This window comes from Eubacterium sp. F2 (genome assembly GCF_046244355.1).
Classification (GTDB): Bacteria; Bacillota; Clostridia; order Peptostreptococcales; family Anaerovoracaceae; genus Aminicella.
The window spans coordinates 642,470-666,027 of the sequence record NZ_CP176393.1; the positions used below are offsets into that span (position 1 = coordinate 642,470).

Sequence of the window (23,558 nt, forward strand, 5' to 3'; positions counted from 1 at the left end):
ATCGCACTTTTCCCGTAAGATTTCCCCTTGCACAGATATTTTTTGACAAAAATCAATCCGCATATTCCGCATCAGTCAAGGAAAACATGCGCTGCCGCATACAGGTTTTTCACACCGGCTATCTGGCACGAGGACGGGATCTTTGAACGGTCAATGCGCTCCGCGCTCCGTTCTGGCAGAATGACCTGCTGATAGCCGAGGCGCGCGGCTTCCATGACGATGCGATCTGCGTTCTGCACGGAACGCAGCTCACCGGTCAGACCGACTTCTCCAAATGCCACAACTCTTCTGGACGGTGCTGCTCCGCGAATGGTGGAATAGATTGCCAGAGCAACGCCCAGGTCGACGGAGGTTCTGTCTGCCCGCAGACCGCCGACGATATTGACGTAAACGTCCTGATCGGAAAGATTCAGGCCCAGTTTTTTCTCCAGGACGGCCAGAATCATCGCCAGGCGCTTCTGGTCAACGCCGACTGCCGTCCGGCGCGGGAAGCCTGCCGTCGTGCGGGAGGTCAGGGCCTGCACTTCCAGGAATACCGGACGGCTTCCTTCATAGACAGCGGTAATGACGGATCCCTCTTCACTCACATCTGTGTTTTCAAGGAAGGTTGCGGAAATATCCTGAATTTCCATCAGTCCGTGCTCTTCCATCCGGAAAGCGCCGATTTCACTGGTCGTCCCGAAGCGGTTTTTGAAGGCGCGGAGAATGCGCACTTCGTGGTCACGTTCGCCGGAAAAATGCAGCACGGTATCCACCAGGTGCTCGACCGTTTTCGGACCTGCCAGTTCGCCGCTCTTGGTGACATGGGCGACGATGAACACCGGCACATTCCAGGACTTTCCGATCTTCATCAGCATGTTTCCGCAGGTTCTCACCTGAGAGACGCTGCCGGGCGCGGAATCCAGCGTATCGGAATAGATGGTCTGGATGGAGTCGATGATCAGGAATTTCGGCTTGCAGGATTCACTGACTGCCATGATGTTTTCCATATTGGTCTCTGCCATGACCAGAAGGGAATCCGGGAGACTGCCGCACACACGGTCTGCGCGCATCTTGATCTGCTCTTCCGACTCCTCGCCAGACACGTACAGCACCGTGCCTTCTTGCGCGGCGATTTTTGCCGCCGCCTGAATGATCAGTGTGGACTTTCCGATTCCCGGTTCGCCAGAGATCAGGGTCAGGGAGCCCGGGACCAGACCGCCGCCCAGAACCCTGTCCAGTTCACGGATTCCGGTCTTGATTCTCGCATACTCGGCGGACCCGACTTTCTTCAGTCTCTTCGGGCGTGCCGCCCCGCCCGCCGTTTCCCCGGATCCGGCGGAGACCCGGCGTCTCGTATCCTGCGCATCGTCCGGAACGACCGTCTCTTCCACCATCGAACCGAAGGCACCGCAGATACAGCGCCCGAGCCATTTCGGACTCTCATATCCACATTCCTGACATACCCATACCGTTTGCGGCTTTTTTGACATTATTTCTGCTCCTCTCCGTGTTTACTGTTTCTATTATACACAATCCTGCGCGTCTGACCCTTCGACTTTTTTCGGCTTTTTTCGACGTTTTTCGACGCGCAGCCGTTCCCGGCCACGGACTGTTTTTTCAGGTCGGGAACGGAATGCCATCCGCGCGTTTTCCTGACTCTCTTCTCCCACGGTCGGGGAACTGGTCCGCTTACCCCGAATTTCCGACTGTATATGTATCCTGTATACACGAACGCAGGGGGTTTTATACTCATTACTTCTCCCGAACAGCAGAAGACGCGCGGCATCCGCTTTCGCTTCTGCCGTGCGTCTTCCATTTTTCTATAACACCACCGTGACGCGGGATTGCGCCACTTTCACACACTCAAACCTGGATTGGCAAAATTCCTGTTCTCTTGCCCAGGTTTATTTTGCCGCCTTCTTTTCTTCCTCTTCATGTGCCGCGATGATCTTCTCGGCGAGGGACTTCGGAACTTCGAAGTATTTATCGAACTTCATGGTGAAGTGGCCTCTGCCCTTGGTCATGGAGCGGAGGGCCAGGGCATAATCGAACAGCTCGGCCTGCGGCGCTGCGGCTACCAGCATCTGACTTCCGTCCGGCTGCGGCTCCATGCCCATGATTCTGCCTCTTCTCTTGGTCATATCGCCCATGACGGCTCCAGTATCTTCATTCGGAACATAGATGTTCAGGGACATGATCGGCTCCAGCAGAACCGGATCGGCTTCCTTGATTCCCTTCTTGAACGCAAGTGATGCGGCGATCTTGAAGGAAACTTCGTTGGAATCTACCGGGTGGTAAGATCCATCGTAGAGAACGGCCTTGACGCCCTGGACCTTGCAGCCGGCCAGAGGTCCCTTATTCAGGCACTCTCTGAGACCTTTTTCAACTGCCGGAATGAAGTTCTTCGGAATGGCTCCGCCGAAGATTTCCTCGGAGAATTCGAAGTCTTCCTTGGACGGGGAGAAGCGGATATAAACGTCTCCGTACTGTCCGGCTCCTCCGGACTGCTTCTTATGCTTTCCTTCTACATCGGATGTTCCCTTGATGGTCTCGCGGTATGCGATCTTCTGCGGAACAATGTTGACTTCAACACCAAAACGGTCTTTCAGTTTGGCCAGGATGACGTTCAGCTGAATATCTCCCTGTCCTCCGAGCAGTGTCTGATGGGTCTCGACATTTCTTTCAACAACAAAGGAAGGATCCTCGAGCATCAGTCTCTTCAGGCTCGTGCTCATTTTCTCCTCATCGTTTTTATCTTTTGCCTCAATGGCGATGTAGTAGCAAGGCTCCGGGAAATCCAGCGGCTGGTAGACGACATCCACGCCCTTGGCGCAGAGTGTGTCTCCGCTTTCTACGTTCGGCAGCTTGGCAACGGCTACGAGATCGCCGGCTTCCGCGTAATTCAGCTCCGTCTGGGATTTTCCGCGCAGGAAGAACAGTTTTCCGATCTTCTCCGTCTTCTCAAGACGCGGAATATAGACTTCATCGCCGCTGTTGATCTTTCCGGTGATAACTTTCATCAGAGAAATCTTTCCGACGAACGGGTCGATGATGGTCTTGAAGACGAATGCCGACATCTTGGCATCGGTAACCGGCTCCTGCTCAACCAGTTCGCTCTTCTTATTGAATGCCTGATACGGTCCGTGCATCAGCGGCGTCGGAACGTAGGTGACGATCAGATCCAGCAGTCCTTCAATTCCCTCGCTGATCTTGAATGCGGAGGAGCAGACCGGAACGATCTCGCCGGCAGAAATTCCTTCCAGAAGACCTCTGCGGATTTCCTCATCCGTAAACTCTTCTCCCTCAAAATACTTTTCCATCAGCTCATCATCGGAGCTTGCGATGGCTTCTTTCAGATCATCGTCGATTTCCGCGGAAAGCGGCCAGCTCAGCGGGATCAGCTTGCTGCCGAATGCTTCCTTCAGCTCATCAAAGGTCTTATAGAAATCGAACTCGTCCTTATCACGCTTATTGATAACGATAAATCTCGGGGTATGATAACGCTCGCAGTTTTCCCATGCCTGATGGGTTCCGACCTGTACGCCCGCGCCGGCATCGACCAGAATCAGAGCCGCGTCTGCTGCACGCAGAGCCGCATTAACTTCACCGACAAAATCCGGGTATCCCGGAGTATCGATAAAATTGATCTTATTTTCTTTCCATTCTACTGGAACAACAGTCGTATTAATGGAATAGCCGCGCTCGATCTCCATCTTGTCGTAGTCCGAAACCGTATTTCCGGCCTCGATGCTTCCCAGTTTCTTTGTAACGCCTGAAGCATGGAGTGCAGATTCCAGGAATGTGGTCTTTCCGCACCCTCCATGTCCAAGCAGAGCGACATTACGGATGTTTTCACTCGTGTAGCCTTTCATCATGATATGCTTCCTCCTCTTATCCGCCTTCCGGCCCGCTCCGCCGTCCGGCAGTATTTATTTTATTAATATATCTGCCACGGGATATACTGATTCGGCACTGTCTTCTGTGTTTTTAAATGATTCTGTCAATTTTCTTGCCGCAGTCTTCCCCATAGCATAATGAATAATCAAATTTCTGTCACAACACTATTATATACGCCCGCGGACATTTTATCTACCTTTTTCAAATTTTCGATAAATATTTTTCCTCATACAGGACAAAACACACCCGCAAGAAAAAAAGGACCGCACCGCGATCGCTCGCTTCTGCGCAGTCCCAAACATCAATCCATCCGTGACTTTATATAAACCCCGGCGGACTGACGTCCGCGGAATAAAGCCCGCTCCTCTCCGTTATGACGGGTGTTCTGTTTTCTTTCTTAAAATAAATCCCGGTTTTCTGTAAAATCCGGTTAAACTCCAGAGTCTCTTAGAACTCTGCGTGCTTCGGTGTTCTCGGGAATGGCAGCACGTCGCGGATATTGCCCATTCCTGTCGCGTACATAACCATACGCTCAAATCCCAGGCCGTATCCGGAATGTACGGCAGAGCCGTATTTTCTCAGCTCCATGTACCACCAGTAGCTGCTCATATCCATGCCCAGCTCGTCGATTCTCTTCTGGAGAATGTCGTAACGCTCTTCTCTCTGGCTTCCGCCGATGATCTCACCAATGCCAGGTACCAGCATATCAAAGGCGGCTACTGTCTTGCCGTCTTCATTTTGGCGCATGTAGAAGGCCTTAATATCCTTAGGATAGTTCGTGACAAAAACCGGCTTCTTGAAGATGTGCTCGGTCAGATAGCGCTCGTGCTCGGTCTGCAGGTCGATGCCCCACTCAACCGGATAGTCGAACTTCTGTCCGGACTCCTGAAGAAGCTTGACGGCCTCTGTGTAGGTGACACGCTCGAACGGCGAATTGATGACGTGGTTCAGGCGGTCCAGCAGGCCCTTGTCGATGAATTTATTAAAGAACTCCATCTCTTCCGGCGCGTGATCGATCACGTACTGGAGGATGTATTTTACCATTGCTTCTGCAGTGTCCATTGCGTCGTTGATGTCCGCAAAGGCCATCTCCGGCTCAATCATCCAGAACTCGGACGCATGGCGTGTAGTGTTGGAATCCTCTGCGCGGAAAGTCGGTCCGAATGTGTAGACGTTGCGGAAGGCCATAGCGAAAATCTCTGCCTCAAGCTGTCCGCTTACGGTCAGGTTGGTCTCCTTGCCGAAGAAATCCTGGGAATAGTCGACCTTTCCGTCCTCTGTGCGCGGCGGATTGTCGAGGTCCAGCGTAGTAATCTGGAACATCTCGCCGGCTCCCTCTGCGTCACTTCCCGTAATAATCGGGGTGTGAACGTAGACAAAGTCTCTCTCCTGGAAGAACTGGTGAATGGCGTATGCCAGCATGGAACGAACGCGGAATACGGCCGCGAAGGTGTTGCTTCTCGGACGCAGATGCGCGATCTCTCTCAGGAATTCCATGGTGTGGCGCTTATTCTGCAGCGGATAGTCCGGATCGGATTCTGCCTCCACAACGACCTCAGACGCGTGGATCTCAAACGGCTGCTTGGCGTCCGGCGTAACCACCAGAGTTCCCTTTACGCGGATGACGCTGGACAGGGACAGGTTGGATACTTCCTTGAAATTGTCGAGTTTATCCGCTTCCAGAACGATCTGAACCGGCCTGAAAAAGCTTCCGTCGTTCAGCGCGATGAAGGCGAATTTATTGGAACCGCGGCACTGGCGTACCCAGCCGCGAACGGTAATTTCCTTATCTGCATAGGCTTTCGTGTCCTTATATAAGTCACGAAGCTGAACATCTTTAATCTCCATGAATGACCTCTATTCTGAATCTAAAATTAATGCATTTGTCATTATATCATAATGAATTATCTGCCGCAATACTGTATTTTCCAACAATTGTACAGACTATTCCGTGCCCTGCGGCTTTTCTTGTCCGTCTTTACATCGTAACACAGAGAGGCGCCCTTGTGTCAGAAATTGTGCGCGGCCGGCACAGCCGGAAGAAGGCTGTCTTCTTGCGCGGGTTTCTTTTGTCAAAAAGCACTCATACGGTGTAAAATATAGGGGATTCCTGTGCATGCGGGCGCAGGGTGTACGGACAGGAAAGGCGGTTTCACATGAGAGCGAGCGGCATATTACTACCTATCTTTTCACTGCCTTCTGAGGGCGGAATTGGAAATTTCTCCTCGGAAGCGCGGAAATTTATTGACTTTCTGGCGGATGCCGGGCAGACCTATTGGCAGATTCTGCCGCTGGGGCCGGAGGGAAAGGGCGATTCTCCCTACCAGCCGGTGTCCTGTTTCTCGGGGAATATCTGCTACATTGACCCTGTGCAGCTGCAGGACGAGGGGCTGCTGACGGATGAGGAGATTCTCCAGTACCAGAAATCCTCTGTGCAGACGGAGACGGTGGACTATGCGGGAGGACACGCGGCCGTTCTGCCGCTGCTGGAGAAGGCCTATTTCCGCTTTAAAAACCAGCCTAAGGAGAAGCAGGCCGGTTTTCAGAAGTTCTGTGAAGAGAATGCCTTCTGGCTCGATGATTTCGCGCTGTTCATGGTGATTTCCGATGAATTCCCGGGAAAATCCTGGCGCGAGTGGCCGGATCCCCTGCGTTACCGCGATCCCGAGGCTCTTTCCGAGCAGACAAAAAACAATCTTGAGCAGCTGATGTTTCTCAAGTGGACGCAGTATGAATTTATCCGGCAGTGGAGTGCGCTTCGCGAGTACGCCCACAGCCGCGGCATCCAGATCATTGGCGACATGCCGATTTACACCTCTATGGATGGTGCCGACAGCTGGGCTTATCCAGAAATTTTCCAGTATGATGAGGAACTCAACGCCGCGTCCGTATCCGGATGCCCGCCGGATGACTTTGCGGAAGACGGCCAGCTCTGGCGGAATCCGCTCTACCGCTGGCACAGCGGACGCAAGGCGGTCTACGACTGGTGGCTTCACCGCATCCGCCATCAGTTTAAATTGTATGACATCGTCCGCCTCGACCACTTCAGAGGCTTCCAGGCCTATTACTCCATCCCGGCCGAGTCGGACTCTGCAAAGAACGGCCGCTGGGAAAAAGGTCCCGGCCTTGCTTTCTTCAAGTTCCTGCGTCAGCACGACTGCCCGCAGAACTTCATTGCCGAAAACCTCGGCTTCCTGACCGAGGATGTGCAGGAGCTGATCGACGCCTCCGGCTTCCCGGGCATGAAAGTTCTTCAGTTCGCCTTTGACTTCGACTACGAAAACCAGTATCTGCCGGAACACTACGAGGAAAACTGCGTCGTCTACACCGGCACCCACGACAATGACACCAGCCGCGGCTGGTTCGAAGAGCTGGACGTCTGGCACCGCGGCTTCATCGCCAACTACATCAACGACTGGTTCCGAAAAGAGTTCCCGGGTGAAATCAACACGGAAACTTCCAACGCCGCCATCATGAACCACAACATCGCCCACTACCTGACCCAGACCGCCATGGCAAGCCGCGCTGACACCTGCATCATTCCTCTTCAGGACTGGCTCAATCTGGATTCCAGCGCCCGCATCAACACTCCGTCTACCGTAGGCGGTAACTGGAACTGGCGGCTCAGCCGCGAAGACTTCCAGGCGGCCCTGGATAAGGGCCTCGCCGCTGAAATCCGGGAGATGAGCGAGAAGTACGGGAGGACGGGAAATGAAAATGATGTGGAGATAGGGGAGAAAGGAGAGAACCGATAGTCGGCAAAGTATTGTCGGCTTTCCCATTCATAATCCGGCTGCTTCCCGTTAGAATTGTGCTATAAACCGGCGAATACCTGGCATAAGGCAGGTAAAAGATGAACATCACATATACATCTGTTATTCAGGCATTTCTGCTTGAAAGCAGGATGAAACAGGTGACATTTTGGTACAATCAGTAACAAGCCTTTAGTTTTACCAAAGCTGAAGAGCAAATTTGGTAAAACTAAAGGTTTTCATAACTCTGTACACAAAACCAACCATTCAACCAGGTAACCCATTTGGTAAAGAAGATAAAAACCTCGATATCGTACCAACTCTTTTTCACAGAATATTGTCTTTAATTATCATATATTTTAATTCAACTGCTTTCAGGGGCCTGATCCGATATAAACTTGCAATCACATAAAGCTGTAATAAATAAGGATCGCCAAAGCATGAATATAATTTAAAGTTTATGTATAATTATTTCCACGTGCCATTCCTGCGCCCGTCAATGTGCAAAACATAAGCAATGATTTGGTACAAAACATGATTACTATTACCTTCTACCAACTAAAAAGTATAATTGGTACAGATTATGAAAGTCATGGTGTTTTACCAACAATATAACGCGGATAATTCTGACACATCACCACAATCGTAAAAATATACATGATTTCATGCGCTATGTCAGGGCAATTATTCTCCTATCTTGCAGAAGCAGCTTCTTTCCACCCTGCTTTCAGCCACCTGGCAGCTCATACATCTCTAAACATCATTATCACAAATCCTTCCGCAGTCTTTGTGTATGCAGTATACCCATCACTTTTATTTCTTTCACCACACTTATCTCTCACCACACTCATTTCTCATCAGTCTCATTTCTTCACGTACACCGTCTCCGGCAGCGAAATTTTCCCGGTTTCCAGACATATAGAAAGCCCCCGCACGCTTTGGCACATTTCATCTGCGTGCGGGGGCTCCCCTTTTAATCAAAGGCTCGGAAGATTATTCCACGACCCTCTGATGCATATCCAATTATTCTCTGGCTCCCCAGGAAACAGTTTATTTCATTCCCGGCAGCCGCCAATCAATTTATTTTTCTGCTCTGCGCTTTCTCTTCAGCACCAGAGCCGCGGAGGTCAGTGCCAGGGCAGTCCAGAATGTCAGATCGGTTGTGTCACCGGTCTTCGGTTCTTCTGCGGACAGTCCGGATGCCGCTGTGGAAGCGGATGTCTGTCCGGAGCCGCTGCTGGTCCAAGCTTTTGCTGAAGCATTGTATGTAAATATCGGTGTGGAGGAGTCACCTGTGCTGACAATTTTAAGCTTAGCTATGCTGTTTTCATCCGGACTGATCTTACGCGTTGTTGTTCCGGCATCTACATCATATAAATCTGAAAACAATTGATACCCTGCTGCAACATCGTTAAGATTATCATTATCTCCAATGCCGTATTTATTCATCAATGCCCATACGGCAAACCTGGTACCTTTCACCACCTCCTCGGTGCTGTCCGCATTTGCAGATCCTGCATAGATTACATATCCAAACTCACTGCGGAAAGCTGAATTCTGCGCAAGCTCCTGATACTGCTTATTCTCTGTATTTTCTTTATAGGCTGTGCCATCCTTCGGCAAAGCCAGCTTATTATTCATACAGAATACATCGGATCCATCCCAAAAAACAGGCCGCCGCCCCGTGCGCATCAGCGCCATTATCAGGACTGCGGTCTGTTTTCAATTTCTATCTGATATCTGACTGTTTATTTCCTTACGCGGCAGAAACTGCCGAAAGGCCGGGATGCCGGGAGACTGGCTGACGGCCAGAGCTCCTGAGCGACCGAAGGTCAGCCTTTTAACCCTGCAGGATCTTCAGGCCGGTATCGACAACGGCGTCCAGTTTCTTCTGTGCGGCGGCATCCGTGTCATCGTGCACCATGACATAGAGTTTGACCTTCGGCTCAGTGCCGGACGGGCGGATTACGGCTGCGCTGCCGTCTTCCAGCTCATAGTAGAGGACGTTGCTCTCCGGCAGGCCGGTGGCAGTGTTATGGCCGCTTTTCAGGTCCGTGACTACGCCAGTTTCGTAATCGCGGATGCGGACAACCTTCAGGCCTCCGAAGGATTCCGGTGCACTTTCGCGCAGGCCAGCCATCAGGGCATCCATCTTTTCGCGGCCATCAAGGCCTTCCATGACATGAGAAGCAACTTTTTCTTTATAGAAGCCGTACTTCTCATAGAGTGCCTGGAGTGCCTGATACAGGTTCATGCCGCGCTGCTCCTTATAACGGCAGGCCATCTCGGCAACCAGCATGGAGGCAACGACGGCATCTTTATCGCGGGCATAGGTCCCGGCCAGATAGCCGTTGCTTTCCTCGAATCCGAACAGATAGGTCCAGTCTCCGGAAGCCTGAAACTCCTTGATTTTCTCGCCGATATACTTGAATCCGGTCAGGGTCTCAAACAGCTTGATGTGGTTGACTTCACAGATGCGGTTGGCCATGGACGTCGAGACGATGCTCTTGACCACAGCGCTGTTTTCTGCCAGCGTACCGGTTTCTTTTCTGGCCTCGATCAGGAAGTCGAGGAGCAGCACACCGATCTGGTTTCCGGTCAGCGCCTGATAGCCGTCATCGGTCTTTACGCAGACGCCGCAGCGGTCGCCGTCCGGGTCGGTTCCGAGGATCAGGTCCACATTATTCTTCTTCGCAAGCTCGATGGCCATGGCGAATCCTTCGGTAAATTCCGGGTTCGGGGATTTTACCGTCGGGAAGTTTCCGTCGATCACCATCTGCTCCGGAACAGTAATGATGTGCTTCAGGCCGTCCCTCTTCAGCACCTCCGGCACCAGTCTGCAGCCGCTGCCGTGGAAAGGCGTATAGACAACCGCAAACGTGTCTGCGGCCTTCTTTACCCAGTCTTTTGCCACCGACTGCTCCAGCACGCGGCTGAGATATTTCTCATCCATTTCCTTTCCGAGCATGTGAATCAGGCCCTTGTCCTTCGCTTCCTGGAAGTCCATGCGCTTTACGCCCTTGAAGAAGTCGATTTTTTCCAGCTGTGCAGAGATTTCTGCGGCGTGCTCCGGCGGGAGCTGGGCACCGTCTGCCCAGTAAACCTTGTAGCCGTTGTATTCCTTCGTGTTGTGGCTGGCAGTGATGTTGATTCCTGCGATAGATTCTGTCTCTCTTATGGCAAAGGACAGCTCCGGCGTCGGCCGGAGCTCATCAAAGAGATTCACCGGGATGCCGTTTGCCGCGAGAACGGATGCCGCCTCTTTCGCGAATTCCGGGCTGTTGTTCCTGGAATCGTAAGCGATCGAAACGCCTCCTCCGATTTCTTCTCCGCAGGTGTTGATCAGGTTGGCAAGGCCCTGGGTCGTGTAGCGGACAGTGTAGACATTCATTCCGTTCAGTCCGGCACGCATGATGCCGCGGAGTCCGGCCGTACCGAAGTTCAGCATGGAAGTGAAGCGCTCCCGGATCTCCGCGTCATTTCCGGAAATTCCTTGCAGTTCTTTTTTTGTCGCCTCATCGACCGCATCGGATGTGAGCCAGAGGTCGTAATTCTCGTTATATCCCATTCTATCTTCTCCTTCTTCTTTTACATTTTCCAGAAGCAGCACCTCTCCCGGGAATACGGTTATGTTGTCGCGGAACAGCTGCCCGGTCAGAAGATCTCTCCAGACGCCGGCCAGGATCAGGACCTCGTCCCTTCCTCCGCAGTTCGCCGCGGTAACCATCCGTGTTTCACCGTGTTCTCCGTAACGCTCGAACGCGTACATGCCGCCGAAGGCCGCGACGCTCCGGTAATGACCGCGGGCGTACACCCTGTGGGTGCGGCGGATGGCGATCAGCTTCCGGTACCAGTTCTGCAGATTCTTATTCTCATGTCCCCATGGAAAACAGCGGCGGCAGAATGGGTCCTCAAAGCCCTCCATTCCGGCTTCATCGCCGTAGAAAATACAGGGAACTCCCGGCAGGGTCATATTAATTACCACAGCCATTTTCAGACGGCGGATGGACCGCTCCAGCTGCTGCTCATTCATATGGAAAGCGGCTTTCTGCTCGCGTCCGGCACGCTCCGGAAGGTCATTCTCACCGAGTGCAGTCAGAATCCGGACGGTGTCGTGGGTGCCCAGGGTGTTCATCAGACAGTGGATGACCTCAGGCGGATAGTTTTCCAGAATGTTTTCAATCCGGTCCTGCATCAGAGATGCGTCGCCGCCCATGATATAGTCGATAATGGCGGTCCGGAATGGATAATTCATTACAGAATCCAGCTTATCGCCTTCAAAATAGTTTTTGCGCTCGTCGTAAGAGATCTTACTGGAGGCATCTTCCCAGACCTCTCCCAGTAGAAGGCAGTCCGGTTTCTCGCGCTTTACCGCCCTTGCCAGGGTTTTCAGGAAGTGGTTCGGCAGTTCGTCAGCCACGTCCAGACGCCAGCCGTCCGCGCCTTCTCTGAGCCAGTGTCGGGCAACGCCCTTATCTCCGCAGATAAAGCGGATCCAGCCCGGATCATTCTTATTAATCCGCGGAAGGGTTTCGATGCCCCACCAGGTTTCATAACGTTCGCCGCTGTGGAAGTAGTACCAGCTGCGGTAGGGAGAATCCGGATGGTTCCAGGCGCCGTTTCCGTACTGCCCGTAACGGTCAAAATACACGGAATCCGACCCGGTATGAGAGAATACGCCGTCCAGGATGACATGCATTCCCCGCTTATGTGCTTCCCTGCACAATGCCCGGAAATCTTCTTCTGTTCCGAACATCGGATCGATCTTCATGTAGTCAGTTGTATCGTATTTATGGTTGGAGTATGCACTGAAAATCGGACTCAGATAGAGACAGGTCACGCCAAGGCGCTGCAGATACGGCAGCTTCTCCATGATTCCCTTCAGATTCCCGCCGAAAAAATCATTGTTCAGGATCTTTCCCTGCGCATTCGGCCGGTATTCCGGAGTTCCGCCCCAGTCCCTGCGGATGACTTTTCCTTCCATCGGCACATAATCGCCGCTGTGACAGAAGCGGTCGACAAAAATATGATAAAACACGCCGCCATACAGCCACTCTGGTGCCAGATATTTTCTCCGGTAAACCGTCTGCTGCCAGGCAGCCGGAACATCGGTGATCATCGCGCGGTTTCCCCGCGGACTCTTCCCGGCGCAGATCCATCCCTCATCCGTCAGGATTTTAAAATGGTACCAGTAAAGTCCTGTATCATAGATTCTCACCGAGGTTTCAAACACTTTATAAGCGTCCGTTTCCGCCAGCGTATCAGACATATGCATCAGATACTCCGCCGTGCTGTGATTCTTATCAAACTCAATCACCAGTCTGGCATCCTGCGGATGAATATCCTCCGCCGCCAGAATCTGAAAACGAACGCGAGAGCCCGCCGGCACAGCGCCGGCCGAACTCTTGAACTGCAGATCACGTGAATTGAATATGACTTTTCCTTCTGTGTTCAACACAGGCATACCCCTTTTCCCGATTAACGAATTTAAATCCGGTCATCCCTCTTACAGAAGAACGGATGTGTGATGTATCCGGACAGAATACGGTCAGAATTGATGTAGACCGCCTTATCCAGAACGGCATAATTCAGACGAGCGCCGTCAGAAACTGTAGAATCCTGCATGACGACACTGTTGCTGACGATGGCATCCTTTCCGATATGCACACCTCTGAAGATGATGGAATTGCTGACATTTCCCTCAATGACCGCGCCGTCCGCAATCAGGGAATTGATGACATTGGCATGCGGTCCGTAATGGGTAGGTGCACTGTCGCTGACCTTGGTGATGACCGGGCCGTTCTCCGAATGGAAGAGCGCCTTTCTGACATCTGACCGCAGCAGCGACAGACTGCTTGCCAGGTAACCCGGAAGCGTATCCAGATACAGGGCGATTTCATCAACTCCGTATGCCCAGACGCCGCCCTCCTCGATCAGAGCCGGCGCAACGTCCTTTCTGAAGCTGAGATTTTTCTGTCCATGATAGCTGTCCATAATGTCCAGGAGATCCTCACGATCCATCATAAACGCACCGACTGCGCAGTGCCCGCCGAGCTTGCCCTGACGGGTAATATCAATTCCCAGCACACGTCCGTCACGGTCCACATCCATCCAGGTCCACGCGATGCCGTCCTGCGCATTCATCGGCCGTGTGGTGTACATAATCGTCATTCTCGCGTTATGTGCTTCATGGAACTGAAGCATTTTGTTATAGTCCACATTCATGACCGGCGTACAGCTCGTGATCAGAATGTATTTTTCCTTCACCCGGCGCAGATAAGACTCATTCTCCAGCAGCGCATTGTAACGGCTCCGCTTGAGCCCGTTTACATTCTGCTCCGTGGAAAACGGCGGAAGGAAGGTCAGGCCGCCTCTCTTGCGCTCCAGATCCCATACCGCACCGCCTCCGGTGTGCCCCATCAGGCTCTGATATTTTTCTCTTGCCACCATTCCGACTGAACTGATTCCGGAGTTCGTCATATTCGACAAAGTGAAATCGATCAAGCGGTAACGCGCTCCGAACGGAATAGCCGCCAGCGTTCTCTTTCTGATGAGTTCCGGCACATCGACAGCGCCGGTATCAGCTAAAATAATTCCTGCTGCATCCATAATCGCGCCTCCCTATTTAGTCTTCATCTTGTCTGCAGTAACGATTTCTCCCGGCTGCACGGTTGTGCCTTCCGGAACAGTAATATCTCTGGCGACGACGGTGAGATTTCCATCCTCCTGCGATCCTCCGACATGGCAGTTATTACTGATTTCCACATCTTCCGCAACAATGGAATATTCCACCTTTGCACCAGCATGAATTTTGGCGCCGCTGAGAATAACGCTGTCTTTAATCTCTGCGCCTTCTTCCACGTCGACGTTATCGAACAGAACGCTGTGCTCTACCTTTCCATCAATTTCGCAGCCGCTTCCCATAATGGAACTGGTCACATTGGCAGTACTTCCGAGGAACTGCGGTTCATTCAGCAGATGGCGGTAGTAAATTCTCCATCCCGGATCGTTCAGAACCAGACGTTCCTCTACAGACGGATCCATGCCGATCGCGTCCATATTTGCCGACCAGTAGGAAGCCAGTGTTCCAACATCACGCCAGTAGCCCTTATACAGGTATGCAAACATTCTCCGATTTTCATTCAGCATCTTCGGAATGATATCTTTTCCGAAATCGTTGGAAGAATCCGGGTCTGCCTCATCTTCCTGAAGATATTTAATCAGAATATCGGTTGAGAAAATGTAGACACCCATGGAAGCCTGCGTGCTCTTCGGATGCGCCGGCTTTTCCTCAAACTCAAGAATGCGGCCCCGGTCGTCGGTGTTCATGATGCCGAAGCGGGACGCTTCCTTCGGATCGACATCGATGACGGCGATCGTGCAGTCTGCGTGATTCTTGATGTGCTCCTGCAGCATCAGGTCGTAATTCATCTTATAAATATGGTCTCCGGAAAGGATCAGTACGTATTCCGGATCATATCTCTTGATGAATGCGATATGCTGATAAATGGCATTTGCCGTTCCCTTGAACCAGTCGGAACGCTGTCCGGTCTGATACGGCGGCAGTGTGTGGAGTCCTCCGAAGCGGCGGTTCAGATCCCACGGCTCTCCCATGCCTAAGTAATCATTCAGTTCCATCGGACGGTACTGCGTCAGGACACCGACGGTGTCAATGCCTGAGTTCAGGCAGTTTGACAGCGGGAAATCGATGATGCGGTAACGCGCGCCAAATGGTACGGCCGGCTTGGCGATATCTTCTGTCAGCGGCATCAGTCTGCTGCCCTGACCTCCCGCGAGGAGCATCGCCAGGCATTTCTTCCTCTTAATCATAGCCAAACCCTCTTTCTTTGCTTTGTTCTGTGCATTTCATTTTTTCCATTCACCCAAAATATAATGAATATCTATTTCCTGACCTGCCTGCGGCAGGCCTTGTTTTCAGCAGTCTGAAACCTGCACGGGAAGGCGGCTATTTTCCGTCCCCGGATCCGGATTTTTTCGCGGAAGCGCTCTTCCTGCGCGTTTTGGACGTCCCCTTCTTTCCTGCAGAAGCTTTCTTTTCCGCAGAAACTTTCTTTTCCGCAGAAGCCTTCTTAACCGCGGAGGTCTTCTTTTCCGTGCTGCCTGCAGCTTTCCCGGAGGAAGCCGTTTTCTTAACAGCTGCGGCCTTGGAAGCTGTACGTTTTGTCGATCTGTGATGAACGGCTGGCTTCTCATCGGAAAGTTCCAGGATCATGCCGCTTCTCGCCGGAAGAGACAGCTCAATATGCTGGTCGTATCCGTTGCAGGCACCCTTCTTTACCGGATAGCTGCGTTTCCTGCGGCTTCCTGTTCCGCCAAAACGGACCATGTCGGAATCGATCTTCGGGAGCGCGCAGGCTGCCTTCGGAACGCCGACATTGTATACCGGGAAGTCGCGGCCGGACAGGTTCAGCGCAATCACTGCAGTCGTCTTTCCGTCGGTTCTCATATAGGTAAACACGTTATCCGGCGCATTGTCCGCGTCGATCCAGATGAAGCCTTCAAAGGAATCGTCTCTCTTCCAAAGGGCCGGAGAATCCAGATAGTAATGGTTCAGCTCGCGGACAAAGATCTGCATCTTGTGATGTTTCTCATAATCCAGAAGCATCCAGTCCAGCTCTTTCTTCTCATCCCACTCGATGAACTGGGCGATTTCCTGACCCATGAAGATCAGCTTCTTTCCCGGATGCGTCATCATGTAGATGTAGAAGGAACGGAGTCCGTCAAATTTTTCATCGTATTCTCCCGGCATTTTATTCAGCAGGGAACATTTTCCATGCACTACCTCATCGTGGGATACCGGAAGGATATAATTCTCGCTGTATGCATATGTAATGGAGAAGGTCAGCTTGTTGTGAATACCCGCGCGGTAGATCGGATCGGTGGAAAAATAGGACAGGGTGTCGTTCATCCAGCCCATGTTCCACTTGAAATTGAATCCGAGTCCGCCGTCTCGCGGTGGTTTGGTGACGTTCGGCCATGCCGTGGATTCTTCCGCGATGGTGATGACACCAGGGTAATTGGTCAGAACGTCGCGGTTCATCTCCTGCAGGAAGTGAATCGCCTCATAGTTCTTATTCCCGCCGTCCTTATTCGGTCTCCACTCGCCCGGTTCACGGTCGTAGTCCAGATACAGCATTGCCGCAACTGCATCGACCCGCAGACCGTCCGCATGATATTCCTCGCAGTAGAAAAACGCGTTGGAAATCAGAAAACTCAGAACCTCAGGCCGTCCGAAATCAAAGGCTCTTGTGCCCCAGCCTTTATGCTCCATACGCAGCGGATCGCTGTCCTCATAAAGCGGATGTCCGTCAAACTCTATCAGGCCATGCGCATCTTTTGGGAAATGTGCCGGAACCCAGTCTAATATCACGCCGATTCCATGCCGGTGTGCATAATTCATGAAATATTTAAAATCCTCCGGTGTGCCGTACCGTGAGGTTACGCTGTAGTAGCCAGTAATCTGATATCCCCAGGAACCCTCATACGGATATTCCATGACCGGAAGAAGCTCGATATGGGTATAGCCCATCCGCTCTACATAAGGAATCAGTTCCTGTGCAATTTTCCGGTAATTCATGACCGTGCCGTCCGGATTATGCTTCCAGGAGCCCAGATGCAGCTCATAGATATTCATTGGGGATTCATAATGATTCTCATGGTCTCTGTGATTCAGCCACTCCTGATCATCCCAGGAAAAATCTTCTGCGCAGCTGCTGATCCGGGACGCCATCAGATGTCCTTCATCGACGGTGCCTTTTTCGCTCTCAAATGCATAGGGATCCGCTTTATACACTTCTTTTCCCGTATCAGAAGTCACGACATATTTATACAGATCGCCGATTTTTGCCTTTCTGCATAAAAGTTCCCACATACTGGAGTCGTCTTCCATCTGTTCCAGAACATCGGCTTCCGGATCCCAGTCATTGAAATCGCCGACAACCGCTACTCTCTCTGTCCGCGGCGCCCAGACTCTGAACCAGACTCCATCAGCCGGATCTTCTGCCGGATGTGCACCCAGGAACTCATAACTGCGGTAATTCCTGCCCTGATGATACAGGTAGCGCTGATAGGAAACATCGCTTTGATTTACTCCCATTCCTCTCCTCCTAAACACAGCAGAACCCTGTGTTTTTAAACATTTTCAGAATTTATCTCCTATTCCTGATTATAGCCTAACATAGACGGACATTCAAGAATATGATATACTTACTACAATTATATGAGAGGTTTTTTCTATAATTATAACAAAATTCTATAGTTCATTCCCGCGGACCTTTGTCCGCCTGAACGAAAATCTGTACTCTGCATAATTATGCAGAAAATAAAATTGCATGGGAGAGATAACAATGTCAAAAGAAACAACCCAGGCCAGAACCCGTAAATCCGCTGCAGCGAGCAGCACAAACACTACACATACATCCGCCGCTTCAACAGCGGCAGCAAAAAAGACAACAAGAAGCCGCAAATCTGCAGCTTCAGCCGCAAAGAAGAAGTCCGCGGCAAGAAAAGCAGCTGCAAAGAAAGCAACTTCAAGAGCCGCTTCTTCTGCAGCTAAGAAGACCACCGCAAAAACCACTTCAACAGCAAAGACTGCTTCCACATCCCGGAAACCAGCGGCAAAAACCGCCTCTTCCGCGAAAAAGCAGCCTGCGAAGAAGTCCGCTTCTGCAGCAAAAACAGAAGCAGTTCCTGAATACGTAAAAACGGTCCCGGCCCCGCAGCCAATCCACGTCCACGCGGAAGCTGCCGCTGAAAAAGAGCCGCTCGAATACGTAAAAACCACCCAGCCGCCGCAGCCGGCCCACATCCACGCGGAAGGCAGGCTCAGCGTCCGCGAAGAAGCCGGAAAGCCAGCCGTACACGAAGCTCCGGGAAAGCCACCCGTACACGAAGCTCCGGGAAAGCCAGCCGTACACGAAGCTCCGGGAAAGCCAGCGGTAAGAGAGGAAGCCGGAAAGCCTTCCCTCAGAGAAGAACCTGCAAAACCAGCTGTCCGCGAGGAAGCGGGAAAACCGGCAGTCCGGGAAGAACCGGGAAAGCCGGCAGTGAAAGAAGAGGCGGGAAAACCAGCTGTCCAGGAGTCTCCTTGCGGTACGGACCGCGCAGCAAAACGGGAAGACGCGGTCCGTGTGCTTTTTGTCACACCAGAATGTGTTCCGTTCGCATCCAGCGGCGGCCTGGGCGAAGTTGCCGGCTCCCTGCCTAAACAGCTCGCCGGCCGCGACGACATCGACTGCCGCGTCATCATGCCGCTCTACGACAGCATCGGCTGGCAGTGGCGCAGCCAGATGAAATACCTCGGGAACAAGTTCATCCCGGTCGCATGGCGCTCCAAATACATGGGCGTCTTCAGCCTGGAAAAAGACGGCGTAACCTACTACTTCATCGACAATGAAGAATACTTCAAGCGCGGCGGCCTGTACGGCTACTTCGACGACTGCGAGCGCTACACCTTCTTCTCCCGCGCCGTGTTCGAGGCCCTGCCGATCATCGGCTTCGACCCGCAGATCATCCACGCCAACGACTGGCAGAGCGCCCTGGTGCCGGTCTATCAGGACACGATCTACCACAGAAATCTGCGGACGATTTTCTCCATCCACAACGTGGAATATCAGGGCCGCTACGGCACCGACGTCATCCGCGACGTGCTGGGACTGCCGGAAGGCGCCGAGCATCTGGTGGAGTACATGGGCGACGCCAACCTCATGAAGGGCGCCATCGAGACCGCCAACCTGGTCAGCACCGTCAGCCCGACCTATGCCCAGGAGCTGAAGGACCCGTTCTTCTCCTTCGGTCTGGATCCGATCATCCGGCGCAATGAAGGCAAGCTGAGAGGCATCCTGAACGGCATCGACACACAGGTATACAACCCGGCGATCGACCCGATCATCCCGGCCGCATACAACGCCCAGAACCTTTCCGGCAAGCGGGCCTGCAAAAAACAGCTGCAGGAGGACTTCAGCCTTCCGGTTAAGGATGTTCCGCTCATCACCCTGATCAGCCGCCTGGTTCCGGCCAAGGGCATCGACCTGATCACCCGCATGATGGACGACATTCTCTGGAACAGCGAGGCACAGTTCGTTCTCCTGGGCACCGGCGAACACGGCTACGAGGAGTGGTTCCGCGGACTGCAGCACCGCCATCCGGATCAGGTGCGCACGCTGATTCAGTTCGACCGCGACCTGTCCCACAAGCTCTACGCCGCCGGCGACATCCTGCTGATGCCGTCCAGAAGCGAACCATGCGGCCTGTCCCAGATGATCGGCTGCCTCTACGGAGACATCCCGGTCGTCAGAAGAACCGGCGGACTGAACGATTCCATCAAGGACTGCACCCTCGGCGACGGCAGCGGCTTCGTCTTCGATGACTTCAATGCCGACCACTTCCGCAGCGCCGTCCAGAACGCCATCGACCGCTGGTACGACCGCGAGAACTGGCAGAAACTCGTCGCTCATGACCTGGATCTGGACTTCAGCTGGAGACGCTCCGCACAGGCTTATCGAGATCTTTACACAGAAGTGGCACACTGGTAGGGTATAATATCCGGGTGGGGACAAAACCCACCCGCCCGCTGGCGCGGGCTCCTGCAAGAAGGCAGCCGGGCGGCGCTTTGCCCAGTCTGAGAAGAGGTCCCATGTATACAGGATACGCAAAAGTCTTCACCAGTATGCGGCCTGGCAAAGCACAGAAATGTGTGTATACAAGATACGTAATACGCATTCAGACAGGCCTGCTGTCTCAGCGGCAGCCTTCCTGAAAAGTGGTCCTCTGCCACGCGCCGCAGCACATACGGCAGACGAACAAGCCCCCACAATTCACATCAATTGGAGTATATAGAAAGGGATTGATGACATGAGAAAAAACAACTTTACAACGACTAAACCGGCGAACCGAAAACTTACCACCGAGAAATCAGCAGACAAGGCGGCTGCACCGGCAGCAAAGGCCGCAGCTCCTGTAAAATCAGCCGCAGCATCCGGCAGCACTTCTTCCGCTCCTGCGGCTTCAGTCTCTTCTGAAAAATCTGAACCGGAAAAGACCTGGGAAAACGCGGCCGCTTACAAGGTCTCAAAGGAAACCTTCCGCGCAGAACTGGACGAGCTTCTGGAACTGGGCTTCCACACCGACTTCGAAAGTGCACCGGTCGAAACCCTGTACAAGGCCATTGCGACCCTTATCAACAAGCAGCTGAAGCGCCGCCGCTTCGAATTCCAGAAGGCGCGCAGAAAAGCCGGAAAGAATGTTCCGGATACCAAAAAGATTTACTACATCAGCATGGAATTCCTGATGGGCCAGTCCCTGAAAAACAATCTTTACAACCTGGACGAAACCGATCTGGTTGCAGAAGTTCTGAAAGACAGAAAGCTGACCCCGCAGGACCTCTACGACTGTGAGCCGGATGCCGGCCTCGGAAACGGCGGTCTCGGAAGACTGGCTGCATGTTACATGGATGCCCTCGCATCACAGGGCTACGACGCTGTCGGATTCTCCATCCGCTACGAATACGGCCTCTTCAAGCAGAAGATCGTCGACGGCTGGCAGGCAGAACTCCCGGATAACTGGCTGCCGGGCGGCTATGTCTGGCTGAACCGCCGCGACGAAGACACCTTCAAAGTCAGCTTCTACGGCGACTACGAGGAGTACTGGACCGATGACGGCCTGAAATACAACCTGAACAATGCCGAAGTTGTCGACGCCGTTCCTTACGATATGCTGATTTCCGGCGCCAATTCCCGTGTTGTAGATACCCTGAGACTGTGGAAGAGTGAATCCTCCAACGACAACGACTTCGATATGGCCTCCTTCAACAACGGGGACTTCAGCAGGGCCGCACAGAAAGAAAACCGCGCACACCTGATTTCCAAGGTTCTCTACCCGGCAGACAATGTCGAAGAAGGAAAGGAACTCCGCCTGAAGCAGCAGTACTTCATGGTTTCCGCCTCCTGCCAGAACATCGTCCGCAACCACTTCAGGGACTACGGAACACTGGACAACTTCTCCGATAAAGTTGCGATTCATATCAACGATACACACCCGGCACTGACCATTCCGGAACTGATGCGTATCTTCATGGACGAATACGGCTACGAGTGGGACGACGCCTGGGAGCAGGTTTCCAAGACCGTTTCCTACACCAACCACACCGTCCTCGCTGAGGCGCTGGAAAAGTGGAACGAGGATATCGTCCGCGTCATGATGCCGAGAATCTACAGCATCCTGAAAGAAATCGACCGCCGCTTCCGTGAAGACATGGAAGAAGTTTTCCCGGGCGACGAAGGAAAAATCGACTGGATGACTCCGATCGCACAGGGGCAGGTCAGAATGGCCAACCTCAGCGTTCTGGGTTCACAGTCCGTCAACGGCGTATCCGCCCTGCATTCAGAGATTCTGAAAGACGACCTCTTCCACGACTTCTACCTGGCCACACCAGAGAAGTTCACCAACGTCACCAACGGAATCGCATACCGCCGCTGGCTCTGCCAGTCCAATCCGAAGCTCGCAGGCCTGATTGATTCCTGCATCGGACCAGACTACAGAAAGAACGCGGATCTCCTTGAGAAATTTGCGGACTTTGCCGACGATCCATCCGTCGGAGAACAGGTACTCTCCATCAAGCGCGAGAATAAGGTACGGATGTCCAACCTGATCAAGAAGACCACCGGCATTGCCCCGGATCCGGATTCCATCTTCATCGTTCAGGCCAAGCGACTGCACGAGTACAAGCGCCAGCTGCTGAACGCACTGCGCATCATCTCCCGCTACCAGAAGCTGAAAGAAAACCCGGACCTCGATATGCGCCCAGAGACCTACCTGTTCGCAGCCAAGACCGCTCCGAACTATTATCTGGCAAAATCCATCATTCAGCTGATCTGCAAGATCGGAGAGGAAATTGAAAAAGACCCGAAGATCCGCTCCAAGATGCGCGTCATGTTCCTGGAGAACTACTCCGTCACCATGGCCGAGCACCTGATGCCGGCAGCCGACATCTCCGAGCAGATTTCCCTGGCCGGAAAAGAAGCCAGCGGCACCGGAAACATGAAAATGATGATCAACGGCGCCGTCACCATCGGCACCATGGACGGCGCCAACGTCGAAATGCATGAAGCCGTCGGCGGCGACAATATCTTCATCTTCGGCCAGAACGCAGAAGAAGTCCAGGACAACCTGCGCAGCTACGACTCCCGCAGGCTGTACGAGACCGACCCGGTCATCAAAGCCGCCGTCGATGCCCTCGGCACCGGATTCGCCGGCACCGACTTCAACAACCTGAAGCAGTACCTGATCCAGAAAACCTACAGCATCGCCGACCCGTACATGTGCCTCGCCGACTTCAACGACTACTGCCGCGTCCACAAAGAGATCCAGGACGCCTACGAAGACCGCAAGCGCTGGGCCCACATGTCCATCATCAACACCGCAAAAGCCTCCCGCTTTGCCGCCGACCGCAGCATCCGCGAATACGCAGACAACATCTGGCACACAAAGCCGGCAGAGTAAGCGGAGTAACCGGAATGTCAGATTCCTGACAGAACCGTGTCCACAACCGCATAGATACGATCAGCCAGGACACTGCGGCAGTGCCAGCTTTGGCCAGAAGGGTTCTTATTTATGTGGATCGGAAGGCCGCGGGGCGAAGCAGATCTGTGCTTCGCCCCGCGGCCTTCATTATTTTAAAGGAATCTATAAAAGAGTCCAATTTTGGTAGATTGTAAAATGAACTTGAACAGCTGAATAAAGTAAAATCCGGACTTCGCGGTTTTTAAAAGAGAAGTCCGAAGCGAAGTAGCGGAACACCGTGCTGATCGACCAGATATATTTCCGCAGAAGCTTAACGAATGCCTGACTGCTGCCATTAAGGCAATTTATTACCCGTCCATTCACAGTTAAAATCACCGCTTCATCCAC

At 52.8% G+C, this 23,558-nt stretch carries 11 protein-coding genes; 3 read left to right on the plus strand and 8 right to left on the minus strand.

The features are described from left to right. Nucleotides 1–71 precede the first annotated feature (71 nt). The 3 genes from radA to asnS form a co-directional block, all read right to left on the minus strand. Nucleotides 72–1,472 carry a DNA repair protein RadA gene (gene radA, locus ACI77B_RS02635; RefSeq protein WP_409337238.1) on the minus strand — a complete coding sequence of 467 codons (1,401 nt, stop codon included), beginning with the start codon at nt 1,470–1,472 and terminating at the stop codon, nt 72–74. A 414-nt stretch (nt 1,473–1,886) separates the two neighbouring features. Next, entirely contained in the window at nt 1,887–3,857 is a 1,971-nt protein-coding gene (locus tag ACI77B_RS02640) for an elongation factor G (RefSeq protein WP_409337239.1), read from the minus strand. 469 nt (nt 3,858–4,326) lie between these two features. Beyond that, on the minus strand, nt 4,327–5,727 hold the full coding sequence (asnS, locus tag ACI77B_RS02645; protein ID WP_409337240.1) for an asparagine--tRNA ligase: 1,401 nt from the start codon (nt 5,725–5,727) through the stop codon (nt 4,327–4,329). 308 nt (nt 5,728–6,035) lie between these two features. On the opposite strand from asnS, the gene malQ reads away from it, so the two are divergent. Further along, the gene (gene malQ / locus ACI77B_RS02650; protein WP_409337241.1) at nt 6,036–7,634 is read left to right on the plus strand and encodes a 4-alpha-glucanotransferase; all 1,599 of its coding nucleotides are present in this window, start codon (nt 6,036–6,038) and stop codon (nt 7,632–7,634) included. 1,077 nt (nt 7,635–8,711) lie between these two features. Here malQ and ACI77B_RS02655 read toward each other — a convergent pair. The 5 genes from ACI77B_RS02655 to glgB form a co-directional block, all read right to left on the minus strand. Then, entirely contained in the window at nt 8,712–9,272 is a 561-nt protein-coding gene (locus ACI77B_RS02655) for an LPXTG cell wall anchor domain-containing protein (RefSeq protein ID WP_409337242.1), read from the minus strand. A 199-nt stretch (nt 9,273–9,471) separates the two neighbouring features. Continuing rightward, the gene (locus tag ACI77B_RS02660; protein ID WP_409337243.1) at nt 9,472–13,089 is read right to left on the minus strand and encodes an alpha-amylase family glycosyl hydrolase; all 3,618 of its coding nucleotides are present in this window, start codon (nt 13,087–13,089) and stop codon (nt 9,472–9,474) included. A gap of 29 nt (nt 13,090–13,118) precedes the next feature. Next, a complete protein-coding gene (gene glgD, locus ACI77B_RS02665; RefSeq protein WP_409337244.1) occupies nt 13,119–14,240 on the minus strand; it encodes a glucose-1-phosphate adenylyltransferase subunit GlgD in 1,122 nt (373 codons plus the stop codon). Between the two features lie 12 nt (nt 14,241–14,252). Next, nucleotides 14,253–15,458 carry a glucose-1-phosphate adenylyltransferase gene (locus tag ACI77B_RS02670; RefSeq protein ID WP_409337688.1) on the minus strand — a complete coding sequence of 402 codons (1,206 nt, stop codon included), beginning with the start codon at nt 15,456–15,458 and terminating at the stop codon, nt 14,253–14,255. Between the two features lie 139 nt (nt 15,459–15,597). Beyond that, nucleotides 15,598–17,748, minus strand: coding sequence for a 1,4-alpha-glucan branching protein GlgB (gene glgB / locus ACI77B_RS02675; protein WP_409337245.1), 2,151 nt, complete (start codon nt 17,746–17,748; stop codon nt 15,598–15,600). A 250-nt stretch (nt 17,749–17,998) separates the two neighbouring features. Between glgB and ACI77B_RS02680 the strand changes: the two genes are divergently transcribed. Further along, the gene (locus ACI77B_RS02680) at nt 17,999–20,185 is read left to right on the plus strand and encodes a glycogen/starch synthase (protein WP_409337246.1); all 2,187 of its coding nucleotides are present in this window, start codon (nt 17,999–18,001) and stop codon (nt 20,183–20,185) included. 319 nt (nt 20,186–20,504) lie between these two features. Next, complete coding sequence (locus ACI77B_RS02685; RefSeq protein ID WP_409337247.1) at nt 20,505–23,150, plus strand: glycogen/starch/alpha-glucan phosphorylase; 2,646 nt, start codon at nt 20,505–20,507, stop codon at nt 23,148–23,150. Nucleotides 23,151–23,558: the final 408 nt, after the last annotated feature.

Coding starts and splice junctions, on each gene's coding strand:
- ACI77B_RS02680 (WP_409337246.1), top strand. CDS start 17,999: ATGTCAAAAGAAACAACCCAGGCCAGAACCCGTAAATCCGCTGCAGCG.
- malQ (WP_409337241.1), top strand. CDS start 6,036: ATGAGAGCGAGCGGCATATTACTACCTATCTTTTCACTGCCTTCTGAG.
- asnS (WP_409337240.1), bottom strand. CDS start 5,727: ATGGAGATTAAAGATGTTCAGCTTCGTGACTTATATAAGGACACGAAA.
- ACI77B_RS02640 (WP_409337239.1), bottom strand. CDS start 3,857: ATGATGAAAGGCTACACGAGTGAAAACATCCGTAATGTCGCTCTGCTT.
- ACI77B_RS02655 (WP_409337242.1), bottom strand. CDS start 9,272: ATGAATAATAAGCTGGCTTTGCCGAAGGATGGCACAGCCTATAAAGAA.
- glgB (WP_409337245.1), bottom strand. CDS start 17,748: ATGGGAGTAAATCAAAGCGATGTTTCCTATCAGCGCTACCTGTATCAT.
- glgD (WP_409337244.1), bottom strand. CDS start 14,240: ATGGATGCAGCAGGAATTATTTTAGCTGATACCGGCGCTGTCGATGTG.
- ACI77B_RS02685 (WP_409337247.1), top strand. CDS start 20,505: ATGAGAAAAAACAACTTTACAACGACTAAACCGGCGAACCGAAAACTT.
- radA (WP_409337238.1), bottom strand. CDS start 1,472: ATGTCAAAAAAGCCGCAAACGGTATGGGTATGTCAGGAATGTGGATAT.